Raw genomic sequence first — 15718 nt, 5'->3', positions numbered from 1 at the left:
GCCTGACCGGCCGGCAATCGCTATGCGCCATCCTGCGCTTACTTACCCTGTTGTCAATAGTAAGTAGCAAAGTGCGACCTAGTTTACGGCCAAGCGGCTGATGCGTGCGGCGCAGGAGCGCCCATCAGCCTGCTGCGGGCTTGCGCTGCCAGAAACGCCGCTTGCCCGCTGCGCCCTGCGGACCGGACTTCATCACGCGTTTGCGGAACAGCGTAGCGCCTGCCTTGATGAACACTGCGACCGCAAATACCTGCCACAGCAATGCGAGCGCATGGGGCCACAGATCCTCCATCTGGGCCGCGCGGGCCATCATTGCAAAGGGGGATGACAGCGGGAAGATGGCCGCAGCCACTTCCATCGGTGAACCCGGCCTGGCCATGGCGTAACTGGCGAAAAAGAACACCAGCAACTGCAGCATGGTGACCGGCATCGACAGGGTCTGCACTTCGCGCACCGTCGCGGCCATCGATCCGATCGCCAGGAAGATCGAGCCGAGCAGCAGGTACCCCATGGAGAAATAGACGACGCCCAGCAGCAGGAACAGCGGCCACCCGACGGCCGGGGGCGGCAGCGCGCCGAGATCGGCTCCGGACGCCAGAACCAGCAGGCCGGCGACCGAACCCCAGACCAGGATGCCCACCATCGACACGCCCAGCATCGCGAAGAGCTTGCCGAGGAACACCGCGTCCATCGGGATTGCTGCGGCCAGAACCTCGATGATCTTGTTGCCCTTCTCCTCCACCAGATTGGACAGCACCATGCCGGCCAGCAGCATGGTCAGCAGGAACAGGAGCATTTGGCTGATCTGCGCGGTGACCACGCGGCTGGACTTCGCGCTTGCGCCGCTCGTGGCGACTTCGCGCGTCGCGATTTCGGGGAAACGCGTCGGCGCCTCGCCAATGGCCGCCGCGGCGACCACTGCCACACTGCCGCCGAGCCGCCTCAGCTGGTCCAGGGTTCCGGTCATCACCGGGGCCGAGGGGGAACCGGTGACGATTGCCGCATAATTCCCGCGCCGTTCCTCGAGAATCGTCTCGGCGGCTTGCTGCAAGGTGCCATCGTGCCGCGGGATTTCGACCGCGACCATTGGCGGCATGGCCCGGCCGAGCTGCTCGGCCAGAGCCTTGTGAGCGGCCAGCATCGCGGCGGTATCGGGGGCACTCATTGCGATGCCCACCTCGGCTTCGATAGCCTCGTCGCGAATCTGGCTGCCGACGCCGCTCGACAGCGCGCCGACGGCGAGGAGGAAAACCGGCCCCAGCAGGAAAAACAGGAAGGCGCGGCTGAACAGGATCGCCTGGAAATCGCGCCGGGCGATCACGAAGGCTGCGCTCCACAGGCTGAGGCGGGACTTGCGGTGCCCACCGGAGGTGTCGGAAGGATTCATCGGGCGGCCTCCGCGGCGGATTGTTCGGACAAGGCGCGCGCGGCTGCTTCACCGGCGATATGGACGAAGGCATCGTGCAGGCCGGCGCGCTCGATCGATAGCGACAGGATTCCCGCTTCGCCTTCGATCAGCGCGCGCAGCAGCGGTTCGATCCCGCTTTCGGGCAGCGAGAACATCCAGAAATCCCCCTCACGCCGGGCGTCGGCGGGCAGGGCGTCCCGCCAGCGGCCTTCGCTGGCGCGGGTTTCCAGCCGGACCTGCGCCGGAATCCGGTCGCGCGCCTCGTCCACCGATCCCGCATAGGGAACCTTGCCTCCGGCGATGATCGCGACGCCTTCGCACAGGCGTTCGGCATGGGCGATGACGTGGGTCGAGAAAATCACTGTCGTCCCTTCGGCGGCAAGCTCGCGAATCATCGCCTCCAGCTTGCCCTGGTTGATCGCGTCGAGACCTGAAAACGGTTCGTCCAGCACCACCAGCCGCGGCTTGTGCACCAGCGTTCCGAGCAGTTGGACGGTTTGCGCCATGCCCTTCGACAATTGGCGGATTTGCCGGTCCGCGGCATGGCCGAGATCGTTACGTTCCAGCAATTCGCGCCCGCGCCGCTTGCCTTCGGCCAGGGGAAGCCCGCGCAGGGCACCGAGGAAGCCGATCGCTTCGTAAGCCTTCATCGAAGGGTACAATCCGCGTTCTTCGGGCAGATAGCCGATCATTTGCGCGATATCGTGCGGGCGGTCATGCCCGAATATCCGCCGCACGCCTTCGTCCGGGTCGATGATGCCGAGCAGTATCCGCAGCGTGGTCGTCTTGCCCGCACCATTTGGACCCAGGATGCCGTAAATCGCGCCTTCCGGAACCGCCAGGTCGACCCCGTCCACCGCCGTGGTCCCTTCGAACCGCTTGACCAGCCCGCGCGCCTCTATCGCCAGTGGGCGGGAAGTCTCGAGCCTGCCTCCGGATGCGGGATTGTCTGCACCGGTGGCTTCGCTTAGCATCATGTCCATACGCGCCGATTAACCCCCGTGCGTGAACGGGAGCAACCCCAATAATGGTTAACGCCGCTGTCATCGACGGCCTGAAAACAGCGATGGTGCGCGAAGCCGGGCGGCTGGGCTTCGCGGCGATCGGCTTTGCGCCGGCGGACGACAACCCGCTGCAGGCGAACCGGCTGCGGGAATGGCTCGACGCGGGCCATCACGGCACGATGGAGTGGATGGAGGAGCGGGCTGCGGTCCGGCAGGGTCCGCAAAGCATGTGGCCCGAAGCCGCCAGTGTGATCGCTCTGGGAATGAGCTACGCCCCGTCCGCCGATCCGCTGGCACTCGAAAGCGAACCGGGGACGGCGCGGATTTCGACCTATGCGCAAGGCGGCGATTATCACGACACAGTGAAAAAGGCGCTCAAGGCGCTGGCTCGCTGGCTGGTGGCGGAATGCGGCCTGCGCGGGCTGGACGAGCCGCAGCTGAAGGTCTTCGTCGATACCGCGCCGGTGATGGAAAAACCGCTCGGGCAGGCGGCGGGAATTGGCTGGCAGGGCAAGCACACCAACCTGGTCAGCGCCGCGCATGGCAGCTGGCTGTTCCTCGGCGCGATCTATTGCACGCTGCCGTTCGCGCCCGACGCGCCGCATCAGGATCAGTGCGGCAGCTGCCGTGCCTGTCACGATGCCTGCCCGACCGATGCTTTCCCCGCGCCCTACCAGCTGGATGCGCGGCGGTGCATTTCCTATCTCACTATCGAGCACAAAGGCCCGATTCCGGAGGAATTCCGTGTCGCCATGGGCAACCGCATATACGGCTGCGATGATTGTCTGGCGGTGTGTCCGTGGAACAAGTTTGCCGATGCGGCGGCCCGCAACAAGGCGTTCCTGCCTCGCGCCGAACTCGCCGCGCCGGCGCTGGCGGATCTGCTGGCGCTGGACGATACCGGTTTTCGGGCCCTGTTTTCCGGATCGCCGATCAAGCGGATCGGGCGCGACCGCTTCGTGCGCAATTGCCTGATCGCGGCGGGCAACAGCGGCGACCGCGCGCTGGCAAATCAGGTGCGCGCGCTGACCCGCGATCCGGACGAGGTGGTCGCCGAAGCCGCCCGGTGGGCTCTGGACCGCCTGGAACCTAGAGCAGTTCCTTGAGCGGAGTTTCGGTATCCGCCAGAATGTCCGGATCGGGCATCAGCCGCGCTTCAATCAGCTTGCGGCCCTGGACATAATCCTTGACCGAATTGACGCAGTCGAGCGCGATCACGCGGCCTTCCTTGAGGTAGATTACCGAGAATTTGGCGGCATCGGGATCGCCGCGGAGCACGGTCTGGTCGTAATCCAGCGACAGCCCCGCGGTCTGCAATTTCAGATCATACTGGTTCGACCAGAACCAGGGAAAAGCGTTGTAGGGCTGCTTGTCGCCGCAGATCGCGCGCGCCGCAGTGGCCGCCATGTCATGCGCGTTCTGGACCGATTCCAGCCGAATCACGGCGTTGTCGGCGTAAGGGTTGGCGTGGGCGGCGCAGTCACCGATGGCATAGATATCGTCGAGCGTGGTGCGGCAGAATTCGTCCACATCCACCCCGTTGCCGCCCGCCGCACCGGCAGCGATCAGCGGACCGATGGCGGGAACGATGCCGATCCCGACCACGACCATGTCTGCCGGAATGATTTCGCCAGTCGCCAGTCTTACGCCGGTGACCTTGCCTCCATCTCCTTCCAGCCGGTCGACCGTAGTTTCCAACCGCAGGTCGACCCCGTGCGCGCGGTGCTGCGCTTGGTAGAAATCGGACAATTCCTGCCCCGCTACCCGCGCCAGGACTCTCGGCAGCGCCTCGACCAGCACGACCTGATGATCGAGCTTGCGCAGCACTGCCGCGGCTTCAAGCCCGATATATCCCCCGCCGATGACCACCACCCGCTTCGGACCGCCAGCCAGTTCGGCCACCATTCGGTCGACATCGGCGCGGTTCCGCACCGAATGGACTCCCGCAAGATCGGCTCCCGGGCAGGACAGCCGCCGCGGATCGCCGCCCGCAGCCCAGATGAGCTTGCGATAGGTCAGCTTCGTGCCGTCGGACAGGGTGATGGTGTGGTTCATCCCGTCGACTTCGGCAACGTAACAGCCGAGCCGCAGGTCGATGCTCTTGTCAGCCCAGAATTGGACCGGACGGATCTGGATCCGTTCGAACGGTTTTTCTCCGGCGAAATATTCTTTCGACAGAGGCGGGCGCTCGTAGGGCGGGTCCTTTTCCCGGCCCAGCAGGATTACCGACCCTTCGAAGCCGTTCTGACGAAGGGCAATGGCCGCCTGCGCGCCCCCGTGGCCGGTACCCACGATAATGACATCTGCATGATCCATGCCGGGTGGTTTGTCGCAATCCGGCGCCGGGTCAAGCCATTAAGCTTTGGTGAGCCGGCGCCCGAAGTCCGGGAGCCACGTCGAAATCACGGCCTAGCGACCGAGCACGTTGCGCGCCTGGCTGGCGATCTGGGCCAATACCGCCGGGGCGACAGGACTGTGTGTCTGGGCCCGACCGATCATCGCGCGGAACTGGCGGATGGCCGCGGCATTGTCTTCCGCCCAGGCGGCAACCGCGCCAACCGGATCGGTCTTGGCGTTCTTGCGGCGTGACAACCGGCGCAGGAATTCAAGCCGCATCTGCTGGAAATCCCGTGCGAGTCCCGAAACCAGCAGCCGCTCCCACACGTCTGACGGCTCCATCAGGGCAGCGGTGCCCTGTGCCCAGTCGAGGCCGAGCATCGAACCCAGATCGGTAAAGGCGCGGGTCAGCTCGGCCGCACCGATTTCCGCATCGCGTGAAAGGCTGGCAAGCCCCACTGACCCATCGATGTCATAGAGATGGACTACTTGCGCTGCCAGTTTCTCCGGCGTGCCGGCGGCAATGAAACTGGCGCGCAGCTTGGCCGATTGCTGGCGGGCTTCGGCGGCCAGCAGGCTGTCCTTCGCGTCGGACAATTCATGCACCCCGCGCGACAGTTCCGCGACGAGCTGCGACGGCCGCATCGTACTTGCGCCGCGCCGCAGCAGGTCGGCCATCTGGCCGCGCATGGCAGAAGCGGTCCTTTCGAACAGCATCAACCGGGCAGCTTCGGGCAATTCGGCCGTGTCGAGCTGGGCCCACAGCGCATCGATATCGAACAGTTCGGCGGCTGCGAAAAAGGCACTGGCGACCTCCGCCAGCTGCGCGCTTTCTTCCTCGGCCAGCTCGAAGGGATGAACCAGACCGAGGCAATTGATCACCTTGTTGGCCAGCACCGTGGCAATGATTTCGCGCCGCAGCGCGTGGCCGAGGATCTCCGCCTTGAAGGATTCGCGCATTGCGACCGGGAAATAGGTCATCAGGACCTCTTCCATCGCCGGATCGTCCGGCAGGGCACTTTTCTCGATCGCTTCCTGCAGCAGCAGCTTGGTGGAGGACAGCAATACCGCCAGTTCGGGGCGGGTCAGACCGATTCCGTCCGCGGCACGGCGGGCGAGAGTCGATCCATCCGCCAGTCCCTGGGTCCGGCGATCGAGATCGGCCTTCTCTTCCAGCGTTTCGATCAGCCGGATTTGCGACGCGGCCGACTTCGCGCCGCCTGTTTCCGCAATCGACAGGATCAGCGCCTGCAGGCGGTTGTCCTCCAGCACCATCGCCCCGACTTCGTCGGTCATCGATGCCAGCAGCGCAACGCGCTTTTTCTCGGACAGCTTGCCGCTGCGTTTGGCGGCGGCCAGCGCGATCTTGATATTGACCTCGTGGTCCGAACAATCGACCCCGGCAGAATTGTCGATAAAGTCGGTATTGCAGCGTCCGCCGAGGATCGAGAACTCGATCCGTCCGGCCTGGGTGATCCCCAGATTGGCCCCTTCGCCGATAACCTTGGCGCGCAGCATGGCGGCATCGACGCGCAGGCTGTCGTTCGCCGGATCGCCGACCGCGATGTTGTTTTCTGCGGAACTTTTGACATAGGTGCCGATCCCCCCGAACCAGATCAGATCGACCGGTGCGGAAAGAATTGCGGAAATCAGCGCGTCGGGCTCGATCGATTTGGCGTCGATGCCGAGCGCCTTGCGGGCCTGCGGGGACAAGGGAATCTGCTTCAGCGAACGGCTGTAGACACCGCCGCCCTTGGAAATCAGGCTGGCATCGTAATCCTCCCAGCTCGACCGGGGCAGGGTGAACATCCGCGCCCGTTCCTTCCAGCTCGCCTCGGGGTCGGGCGCGGGATCGATGAAGATGTGGCGGTGATCATAGGCGGCAACCAGTTTGATCGACCGCGACAGCAGCATTCCGTTGCCGAACACATCGCCGGACATGTCGCCGCAGCCGACGACGCGGATCGGATCGTTCTGCACATCGACGCCCATTTCCAGGAAGTGGCGCTGGACGGATACCCACGCGCCGCGGGCGGTGATCCCCATGGCCTTGTGGTCATAGCCGTTGGAACCGCCGCTGGCGAAGGCGTCGTCGAGCCAGAAATCGCGGGCTTCCGCAATGCCGTTGGCAATGTCGGAAAAGGTAGCCGTGCTCTTGTCGGCGGCGACCACGAAATACGGGTCCTCGCCGTCATGGATCACCACGCCTTCCGGGTGAACCACCTTGTCGTTGACGATATTGTCGGTGATCGACAGCAGCGTACGGATGAAAATCTCGTAGCTGGCCTTGCCTTCGGCGGCCCACGCCTCACGGTCGGTCGCCTGGGACGGCAGCAGTTTGGGATAAAAGCCGCCTTTCGCGCCGGTCGGCACGATAACGGCGTTCTTGACCCGCTGGGCTTTCATCAGGCCGAGGATTTCGGTGCGGAAATCGTCCCGCCGGTCGGACCACCGCAGCCCGCCGCGCGCCACCGGACCGGCACGCAGATGGATCCCCTCGACCCGGCGCGAATAAACGAAAATCTCCCGCCACGGCACCGGTTTGGGCAGGTTGGGGACTAGCCTCGATTCGATTTTGAACGCCAAAGCCTCGGCCGATGCGCCGGTAAAGACGTTGGTCCGCAGAATCGCGCCGATCAGGGCGTGATAGAGGCGCAGCAGGCGATCGTCGTTGATCGCGGTGACCTGCGACAGGCCTTGGCGAATGGCGGCCTCCGCCTTCCTGGCGGCCGCCTCCCGGTCGCCTTCGAACGCGGGATCGTGCATCGCGGTAAACAGGTCGATCAGCGCCGACGTAACGGCGGGCGCGCGGCCGAGTGCATCGACCACGGTGTAGATTGTGAAGCTCATCCCCGCCTGCCGCAAATAGCGGAAGAACGCGCGCAGCCAATCGGCCTCGGTCGCGGAGAGGGCGGTGCTGATGACCAGGCGGTTGAACGGATCGTCTTCCGCCGAACCGTTCAACACTGCGGAAATCGCCTGTTCGATCGCGGCAGAGCGTTCGAGCAATGCGGCGGCGCGGCCCCCCTCCGGCAAAGCCAGGGTAAAATCATGAATCGCGCCCAACTCGCCTTTGTCCAGCACGGTCGGGGTTTCGCCAAGCACCCGGAAGCCGAAATTCTCCAGCGCGGGGACCGAATCCGACAGCGGCAAAGTGCCGCAATGTTCGTAGATCTTCAGGCGCAACTGGCCCTCCGGATCGCCTGCCAGGTGATACAGCCGGGCGCTGCGCTGGGCATCCTGCGCTGTGGGCGCGCCTGAGTCGGCTGACGTGAGGTGGCGCATCCGCAGGATGTCGAGCGCCGCTTCCGGCGCGCCGTATTCGCTCCGGTAGGTTAGCGGAAACGCTTCCGCGAAGCGCGTCGCGATGGCCGCGGCGCGGCCGGCCTCGAGATGTTCGGAAAGTTCGCTTTCGACCGCTTCGGCCCAGCCGCGCAGCATGTTCTGCATGGCGGATTCGAGCTCGCTCTCGCTCTTTACCGGCTGGCCGCTGCGAATATCGAGGACGAACCGCAGCATGGCCAGGTTGCCGCCTTCGACCTGCAGGCTCCAGTCGAGCAATTCGGCATTGGCGCCGGTTTCGAGCAGGTTCTGGATCTGCTTGCGGACCTGGGTAGACAGCAGGTCGCGGGGCAGCCAGACAAAGGCGAACAGGTGGCGCGACAAGGCCGCCTGGACCATTGCGAGGCGCGGGCGCGGCCGGTCGACCAGGCTCATCATGGTGGTGGCGACCCGCTCGATGTCGGCCTTGGGAAAACTGATCATCAGATCGTGCGGCAATGCGGTCAGCGCGTGGAACAGTGCCTTGCCGGCGTGGCCCTTGTTGTCGAAGTGGAATTTGTCGGTCAGCTCGGTCAGCTGGGTCCGCAGGCGCGGCACCTCACTGGGAGGTGCAGCCAGAGCGGCGCTGGTCCACACGCCAGCGTGGACCGACAGCGCCGCAATCTTGCCCTCTGCTACCACCGGCACGATGAACAGATCCAGCGGTACGCGCCGGTGCACCTGCGACAACAAATTGGCCTTGATCACCAACGGCGCGAGCAGCCGCTTGGCCTTGGCTTTACTGGTCAGCGCCAGATCGAACCAGGCGAAGGCCCGGTCATAGGACGAATCGGCCAGAATCTGCTTGGCGCTGCGGCGGCAGATCCCGAGCAACTGGCTGAGCGAACCGTCGCGGCCCCGGGTCAGGTGGCCCAGCTGCGTCAGCATTCCGTCGTCGAGCCAGCGCAGCAAGGCCGCGCCTTCGCCCGACAACAAATCGGCATCCGCCCGCATCGCGTCGCGCAGCTTCTGCCAGTCGTTCACCGCCGCGCGAACATCGCCCAAGGTTACCCGAATTGCTTTTTCCAGGTCGCGGCGCTGGCGCGCGTCGATCCGCGTGGTTTCGATATAGATCATCGATTCCTGCACGGTATCGCCGGTCTTGCCTGCGGGAATGGCCAGCAATTCGCCGCTTTCGGACCGCTCGACCGGTATGACCGGGTGGACCAGCCGGTCGATCGACAGGCCCTGCGCCGCGATGGTGGCCGCAACCGAATCGACCAGGAACGGCATGTCTTCGTTGACGATGGCGATGCGCATGAAGCGGCGCTGGTTGCTGGCCGAAACCAGCGTGACGATCGCTTCTCCCGGCATCCGGTTCAGCGACGCGCCAAGCAGGAAGGCGGCAGCGTCGGCGACCTTGTCGCGCGCGAACGGCGTGTCGCCCGGCAGCAGTGAACCGCTGATTCGGGCGGTCAGCGCCGCCGTGAGTTTACCGTCCGGGAAGGATGATTTTCGAGTCGTTGCGGTGGTCTTCGATCCCATCCGTCCAGCTCCTGCAGGCCGCTCAGCCTTGTTATAATGTTACTGCACTGTGCAGCATAAATTCACGGATAGTCCGATGTCACCAAGGCGGCAAGCCGCTGTGTGGGGATTTTTGGCTTCGTCCTTCACCGCTCCTTCGATCAGGGTTCGCCAAGCTGGGCGAGGTAACCGCGTGCGGTCTGCGCAAAGGGACTGTCCGGGGCCGCTTCGATGACCGAGTTCCAGCTTCTGCGGGCGGAATCGCTGCGTCCGGCCAGCACCGCGATGACTCCGGCCTCCAGTCCGATTTCGGGATCGGTTGGCGCCAGTAAGCCCGCCTGTTCGATAAACCGCTGGCCTGCCTCCAGCATATCCAGCCGCCGCGCGAGGGTGGCGGACAGCAGCCACGCCCGCGGATCATGGGGCAGCGCGGTTCGCGCCAGCGTGAGCGCGGACTGCGCTTCTTCCGGGCGGCCCAGAGCCACCAGCGCCTGCGCCCTGTCGAGCGCGATTTCGCCCCTGAGAATGTCGGCTCCGGCGCTGCCAGCATCGCTATCCGCCTGTTCCAGCGTCGCCAGAGCCGCCGCGGCATCGCCCGTCGCCAGCTGCGCATTGCCTGCCATCGTGCCCAGCCGCGCGCGCGTTTCGAACGCGCCGGGGACTGCCATGTCGCGCCCTCTGACGAACGCGGCGATCGCGCCTTCCCATTGGCCCAGCTCCGCTTCGGCCATGCCGAGGCACTGCGCAGCGTCCGATTTCTGCTTCAGCGTGGCAGTTTCCAGCCAGCGCCCGGCCTCGCCGCGAGCCGCCGCCGGATCGATCCCGATCAATGCGGTGCACTCGGTCAGCCGGTTGCCGGAAGGGCTGGCAGCATTCTCGCGCTCGCGGGCCGCTTCCCGGTTGAGTCGTCGCTGCTCCCACAATTCATCGGGTATGGGAGAGGCCGGCTGGGTGTTGGGCGCAGCGCCGACTTGTAGGAGAGCGGCTAGCAGGAGTGACATGGGCATGGTTTCCGGGAGGGATTACGAGCGTGAAGCGATTATTGGCAGCCGGGCAACCGTGTCCAGCAGCAGGGCTATATCCTCATCGCGCGACAAACGATGGTCGCCGGATTTTACCAGCGTTACCTGTATATCGTCCGAACGGAGCTGCTGCGCCAACCGCAGGCTCAGTTCCCACGGGACGTCGCGATCGTTCTGGCCGTGCAGCAGGCGCACCGGGCAGGAAATAGCGATTTCGCTGTCAAGGCGCCGGTTGGCCTGCGCGTCATGCCAGAACTTCGCGTAGGTCGGTGTGGAGTCCGGGCCGTAGGGATTGTCCTCGTGAACCGTCTCGCCGCGCTCCAGCCGGGCTTTCTGCTCTTCATCGTACCCCCAGTCGGAAAAATCGGGTGCCGCGGCGATTCCGACCATTGCGGCGAGGCGATCACCCAGCGCGAGGCCCACCAGCAGCATCAGCCAGCCGCCCATGGAGGATCCGACGAGCGTAATCGGTCCGGGGCATTTCGCTGCGACCAGATCCAGCACTTCGTCTCGCCATGCTGACAGCGTACCTTCGGCAAAATCGCCGCTACTCGAGCCGCAGCCCGAATAATCCAGCAGCAGGCAACTGCGGCCCTGCGCCCGCGCCCACTCGAACATGGCAGCAGCCTTGCTTCCGGTCATGTCGGACATATAGCCCGGCAGGAACACCAGTGCGGGACCAGCCCCTTTGGCATGGCGAAAGGCGATGCGGCGGCGGCCGGGCAAGGTGTGAAACTGGATATCGGTCATGGACCGCTTCTTCACCCAAGGCAGGTTCAGGAGCAAGCCGTTGCTGCTGCGGCGGTTCGTCCGCTTAGTAGATTTCCGGCAGATGCAGCGGGGCGGTGTTGTCGCGGCCAGGCTCAGAATTGTTGCATGCGGCCAGCAGCATGATTGCCAGCAAGGTCAGGATTCGCATCGTCTCATCCCCCCTCTTCAGCTTGGCGGCGGGTCACCGCCGCGCAGGAATATCGCCTCGATAGACATACCAAAGGTTTCGGCAATACGAAAGGCCAAAGGCAGCGAGGGGTCGTATTTGCCCGTCTCGATCGCGTTCACGCTTTGGCGGGACACGGCCAGCCGCTGTGCCAGATCCTGCTGGCTCCAGTTGCGTTCGGCGCGCAGTACCTTGAGCCGGTTGTTCATTTGAGCTGCCCCCAAGCGTCATAGGTGCGCTTGTTGGAGATTGCTCCGATCACGAATCCGACGAACCACAGAATTGCGACCCAATATGCATCGACATGGCCGACCAACTCGAAATTTTCGAGGAAGCCCCATACGGTTGACACAGACAAGGCAAAGCCGGTCGCAATCAACGACTGCCGCACGATCAACATCCGGATGAATTCGTCTTTCGTGTCGAGGATCAACCTTCCGATGGCGTAAAAGGCGCCGACGATGGACAGGCCCGGCAGCAGCGCCAACAGCCACACCACCGGGCCATCTACCAGATCGCGCGATACCAGATACACTCCGACGCCAAGGCTGATCAGATAACTGCCCATCGAGATCCCCATGCGCTGCAGATAGGCTTTCTGTGGCGGACGATCGTCTGTTTCGATCATGCACGGCCGCCTTTCCAAGGCCAGCAACCGCGGGACTTGCCCAGCCAGAGGGAAGGGAAAATCGCGAGCAGCGCGATCGGGCCGAATTGGGCAAATTCCTCCGGCACGACATCGAATACCGCAAGTACGGCCAGCGCGATCATGCCGGAAGCCAGCAGCAGGGCTTTCTGAATCTGGGTCATCGTCAATTGTCCTTTCCACTATGTAAAGGAACATTACTTGGTGGCGAGTTAAAGTCAAGCACCATTGACATATCGGTAGCAAATCCTGCGATTGCAGCGGCAGGCTGGTTCGCGAAAATCGACTTGGAGCCGCCATCGATCCGACGTAGATCACCCCTCATGACGATCCAGCCCCCGCTAGCCACCCAGCCGTCCCGTAATGCCTTGTCGCTGGACCGCCGAAGCCTTTTTCGAGCAGGGGTGCTCGGGGCCGGGCTCGCAGCGATCCCGCTGTCCGCTGCGGCGTCCGTCATGCGCGGCTTCACGCACGGCGTGGCGAGCGGAGAGCCCGGGGCGACTCACGTACTCCTGTGGACGCGCTACGCCGGGGAAGGTGCCGCCACGCTGCGTTTCGAGGTCAGCGAATCCGCCGATTTCGGCAAGGTCGTCTCTGGCGGGGAAGTGCAGTCCAGCCCCGATCGCGATGGCTGCGTGAAGTCCGTGGCGAACGGGCTGGAGCCCGACCGCTGGTATTATTACCGCTTCATCGCCCCCGGCGGAGCGATGTCGGACATCGGGCGGACCCGCACCCTGCCGGTGGGGGATAGTGCGCGGTTCCGCCTGGCCGTAGTGGGCTGTTCCAACTTCGGGTTCGGTTGGTTCAACGCCTATGCGCATATTGCGGAGACCGACCAGACCGACCTGGTGATTCATACCGGCGATTACATCTACGAATATGGCGCGGGCACCTATCCCGAGGTCAAGGATGCACCTCCGGGACGGCGGCTCGGGCCGCAGTCGGAAATCGTCGCATTGGCCGATTACCGCCTGCGCTACGCCACCTATCGCAGCGATCCCGATCTGCAACGGCTGCATCAGCTGTTCCCGATGGTCGCCGTGCCGGACGATCATGAGAGCGCGAACGATGCTTACCGGGACGGGGCGGAAAACCACCAGCCGGAAACCGAAGGTTCGTGGGACGGCCGCAAGCGCGCGGCGATGCAGGCCTACCGCGAATGGATGCCGATATCGGACGAGCCCTGGGCGAAATACGATATCGGCACGCTGGCCACGATCTTCCGGCTTGAAACGCGGCTGGTCGGCCGTGACAAGCCATTCGATGTCTCGGATATCATCAAGGGAGTGGAGGGCGATCCCGGCAGGCTGGCGGCTGCGCTCGATTCCTTCCGCGACGGTGCGTGGCGCAACCCGGAACGCAGCCTGATGGGTGCCGAGCAGGAGGCTTGGCTCTACCGCGGTATGCGCGATTCGCGCGCTGCGGGCACGATTTGGCAAGTGCTGGCGCAGCAAGTGGTGATGACCAGCATGACCCTGTCGCTGCCCGATCTCGATGGGGTGATCGCTAGTCTGCCCGACAATGTCCGCCAGCGCCTGAAGGTGGTCAACGCTGCCACACGGGCCGGGCTGCCGTTCAATATGGATGCATGGGACGGCTATCCCGCCGCGCGCAGCCGGTTGCTCGGCGCGGCGCAGGATGCGGACGCCAATCTGGTCGTGCTGGCGGGCGACAGTCACAATGGCTGGGCCTCGAACTTGGATCGGGCGGGTGCGCCGGCGGGCATAGAATTCGCCGGGCATTCGGTAACATCGCCGGGCGCGGAGTATTATCTGCCCCTGATCAAGCCGCAGGATTTCGCCGAGCGGCAGGTTGCGGGCAATGTGCAGCTGCAATGGGCGGACACCGGCCAGCGCGGTTATATGGCGGTCGAGCTCACTCCGGCCCGGGTCACGACCGAATACCGCTTCCTGCAAGGGATCAAGACCCGGTCGACCGTGCTGGCCGGAACGAAACGTATCACCAGCGAGGCGGGCAGCCAGACGCTCGACGTCGGTTGATGCGGCGCGGCGCCGCTGCTATGGCTGCGGCATGACGCAGATGCGCACGTTGACCACGACCACTACCACCCGGTTCACCCCGGGGCGGTTGGTCGCGGCCTGATCCGCAGCCACCGTCGCCCGGTTTCGGGCGGCATGGTGTCACCTCCCGAAGCTGAGAATCTCCCGACACCGGACTTCCGGCGCGCGCTGCATTGTGCCATGGCGCGCTCAAAGAACAGGTGAGACAATTTCGATGAGTGAAATGCTGAAGATCAGCCTGCCCGATGGCTCGGTGCGCGAAATGCCCCGCGGCTCGACGCCCGCCGATGTCGCCGCCGCGATTGGACCCGGCCTGGCGAAGGCTGCGCTGGCGGCGCGAATTGATGGCGAAGTGCGCGATATCATGCGCCCGTTCGACGGCGATACGCGGCTGGAACTGATCACCAGCCGGGACGAAGCGGACGCGCTCGAACTCGTCCGGCACGATTACGCCCATGTGCTGGCCGAAGCGGTCCAGGCGCTGTGGCCCGGCACGCAGATTACCTTCGGCCCATCGACCGATGACGGGTTTTATTATGACGTGATGGCCCCGGCGGGCCGCGAACCCTTCGGGATGGACGATCTGCCCGCGATCGAAGAAAAAATGCGCGAGATCATCCAGGCGGACAAGCCGCTGACGCGCGAGGTCTGGAGCCGTCAGCAACTGATCGACAAATGGCAGGCCGACGGCGAGAGCTTCAAGGCCGAATGGGCGCAGCAACTGCCCGAGGGCGAGGAACTGACGGTCTATCGGTCAGGAGACGACTGGCTGGATATGTGCCGCGGCCCGCATCTTGCCAGCACCGGCAAGCTCGATCCGCAGGCGTTCAAGCTGATGCGCGTGGCGGGTGCCTATTGGCGCGGCGACCAGAAGAACGCGCAGCTGACGCGCATTTACGGCACCGGCTGGCTGAACAGGAAACAGCTGAATGAGCACCTCGTGCGGCTGGAAGAAGCCGCCAAGCGCGACCACCGCAAGCTGGGCCGCGAGATGGATCTGTTCCACCTGCAGGAAGAAGCCCATGGCAGCGTGTTCTGGCATCCCAAGGGCTACAGGATCTGGCGCGAGCTGGAAGCCTATATGCGCCGGATGATGGATGGCGGGGGCTACCGCGAAATCAAGACCCCGCAGCTGATGGATGTCCGCCAGTGGGAGCAATCCGGCCATTGGGGCAAATATGCGCAGAACATGTTCGCCGTGCCCGACATGGTGCCGGAGGTCGACGAGAGCGCGGCCGGATCGCACCCCGTGGTCGCGCCCGATGCCGAGTGGATGGCGATCAAGCCGATGAACTGCCCCGCGCATGTGCTAGTGTTCAAGCAGGGCATCACCTCCTACCGCGACCTGCCGATCCGGCTGGGCGAAATGGGCTGCTGCCACCGCAACGAACCGCACGGCGCGCTGCACGGGCTGATGCGCGTGCGGCAGTTTACGCAGGACGACGCGCATATCTTCTGCCGCGAGGACCAGATCGTCGACGAGATCGCCAGGTTCTGCGACCTGCTCGATCTGGTCTACAAGGACATGGGTTTCGGCGATTATGCGATCAAGCTGGCG

At 64.5% G+C, this 15718-nt stretch carries 12 protein-coding genes; 3 read left to right on the top strand and 9 right to left on the bottom strand.

The features are described from left to right. Positions 1–124: 124 nt before the first annotated feature. Together U0988_RS00445 and U0988_RS00440 are read right to left on the bottom strand one after the other, a co-directional pair. Positions 125–1387: an ABC transporter permease gene (locus U0988_RS00445; protein ID WP_322290686.1), complete on the bottom strand. Its 1263-nt coding sequence runs from the start codon at positions 1385–1387 to the stop codon at positions 125–127. Beyond that, positions 1384–2391: an ABC transporter ATP-binding protein gene (locus tag U0988_RS00440; RefSeq protein WP_416172343.1), complete on the bottom strand. Its 1008-nt coding sequence runs from the start codon at positions 2389–2391 to the stop codon at positions 1384–1386. Before U0988_RS00440 ends, U0988_RS00445 begins: the two co-directional genes overlap by 4 nt. Before the next feature lie 44 nt (positions 2392–2435). On the opposite strand from U0988_RS00440, the gene queG reads away from it, so the two are divergent. Further along, on the top strand, positions 2436–3518 hold the full coding sequence (gene queG, locus U0988_RS00435) for a tRNA epoxyqueuosine(34) reductase QueG (RefSeq protein WP_322290685.1): 1083 nt from the start codon (positions 2436–2438) through the stop codon (positions 3516–3518). Here the strand turns inward: queG and U0988_RS00430 are convergent. From U0988_RS00430 to U0988_RS00400, 7 genes are all read right to left on the bottom strand, one after another. After that, positions 3502–4728 carry an FAD/NAD(P)-binding oxidoreductase gene (locus U0988_RS00430; RefSeq protein WP_322290684.1) on the bottom strand — a complete coding sequence of 409 codons (1227 nt, stop codon included), beginning with the start codon at positions 4726–4728 and terminating at the stop codon, positions 3502–3504. The two genes, queG and U0988_RS00430, sit on opposite strands and share 17 nt — an antisense overlap. 93 nt (positions 4729–4821) lie before the next feature. Next, positions 4822–9555, bottom strand: coding sequence for an NAD-glutamate dehydrogenase (locus U0988_RS00425; protein ID WP_322290683.1), 4734 nt, complete (start codon positions 9553–9555; stop codon positions 4822–4824). A gap of 140 nt (positions 9556–9695) precedes the next feature. Continuing rightward, on the bottom strand, positions 9696–10535 hold the full coding sequence (locus U0988_RS00420) for a tetratricopeptide repeat protein (RefSeq protein WP_322290682.1): 840 nt from the start codon (positions 10533–10535) through the stop codon (positions 9696–9698). Between the two features lie 21 nt (positions 10536–10556). Beyond that, positions 10557–11306 carry an alpha/beta hydrolase gene (locus tag U0988_RS00415; protein WP_322290681.1) on the bottom strand — a complete coding sequence of 250 codons (750 nt, stop codon included), beginning with the start codon at positions 11304–11306 and terminating at the stop codon, positions 10557–10559. A gap of 186 nt (positions 11307–11492) precedes the next feature. After that, positions 11493–11702 (bottom strand): helix-turn-helix transcriptional regulator, encoded by a 210-nt coding sequence (locus U0988_RS00410; protein ID WP_322290680.1) that lies wholly within the window; start codon positions 11700–11702, stop codon positions 11493–11495. Further along, positions 11699–12121, bottom strand: a complete 423-nt coding sequence (locus U0988_RS00405) for a hypothetical protein (protein ID WP_322290679.1) — start codon at positions 12119–12121, stop codon at positions 11699–11701. Before U0988_RS00405 ends, U0988_RS00410 begins: the two co-directional genes overlap by 4 nt. Next, positions 12118–12303, bottom strand: a complete 186-nt coding sequence (locus U0988_RS00400; protein WP_322290678.1) for a hypothetical protein — start codon at positions 12301–12303, stop codon at positions 12118–12120. The genes U0988_RS00405 and U0988_RS00400 overlap by 4 nt, the downstream gene beginning before the upstream one ends. A 159-nt stretch (positions 12304–12462) precedes the next feature. Between U0988_RS00400 and U0988_RS00395 the strand changes: the two genes are divergently transcribed. Next, entirely contained in the window at positions 12463–14139 is a 1677-nt protein-coding gene (locus U0988_RS00395) for an alkaline phosphatase D family protein (RefSeq protein WP_322290677.1), read from the top strand. A gap of 235 nt (positions 14140–14374) precedes the next feature. Then, the coding region (locus U0988_RS00390) for a threonine--tRNA ligase (protein ID WP_322290676.1) at positions 14375–15718 on the top strand (1344 nt) is incomplete at its 3' end.

It is taken from the genome of Allopontixanthobacter sp., from assembly GCF_034376665.1.
GTDB lineage: Bacteria > Pseudomonadota > Alphaproteobacteria > Sphingomonadales > Sphingomonadaceae > Allopontixanthobacter.
Note: the sequence above shows the minus strand (reverse complement) of the source record. Positions and strands in the feature narration are given on the sequence as shown.

Excerpts from the sequence above, each read along its gene's own strand:
- U0988_RS00410 (WP_322290680.1), bottom strand. The coding sequence starts at position 11,702 with ATGAACAACCGGCTCAAGGTACTGCGCGCCGAACGCAACTGGAGCCAG.
- U0988_RS00425 (WP_322290683.1), bottom strand. The coding sequence starts at position 9,555 with ATGGGATCGAAGACCACCGCAACGACTCGAAAATCATCCTTCCCGGAC.
- U0988_RS00445 (WP_322290686.1), bottom strand. The coding sequence starts at position 1,387 with ATGAATCCTTCCGACACCTCCGGTGGGCACCGCAAGTCCCGCCTCAGC.
- U0988_RS00405 (WP_322290679.1), bottom strand. The coding sequence starts at position 12,121 with ATGATCGAAACAGACGATCGTCCGCCACAGAAAGCCTATCTGCAGCGC.
- queG (WP_322290685.1), top strand. The coding sequence starts at position 2,436 with ATGGTTAACGCCGCTGTCATCGACGGCCTGAAAACAGCGATGGTGCGC.
- U0988_RS00430 (WP_322290684.1), bottom strand. The coding sequence starts at position 4,728 with ATGGATCATGCAGATGTCATTATCGTGGGTACCGGCCACGGGGGCGCG.
- U0988_RS00395 (WP_322290677.1), top strand. The coding sequence starts at position 12,463 with ATGACGATCCAGCCCCCGCTAGCCACCCAGCCGTCCCGTAATGCCTTG.
- U0988_RS00400 (WP_322290678.1), bottom strand. The coding sequence starts at position 12,303 with ATGACCCAGATTCAGAAAGCCCTGCTGCTGGCTTCCGGCATGATCGCG.
- U0988_RS00415 (WP_322290681.1), bottom strand. The coding sequence starts at position 11,306 with ATGACCGATATCCAGTTTCACACCTTGCCCGGCCGCCGCCGCATCGCC.
- U0988_RS00420 (WP_322290682.1), bottom strand. The coding sequence starts at position 10,535 with ATGTCACTCCTGCTAGCCGCTCTCCTACAAGTCGGCGCTGCGCCCAAC.
- U0988_RS00440 (WP_416172343.1), bottom strand. The coding sequence starts at position 2,391 with ATGGACATGATGCTAAGCGAAGCCACCGGTGCAGACAATCCCGCATCC.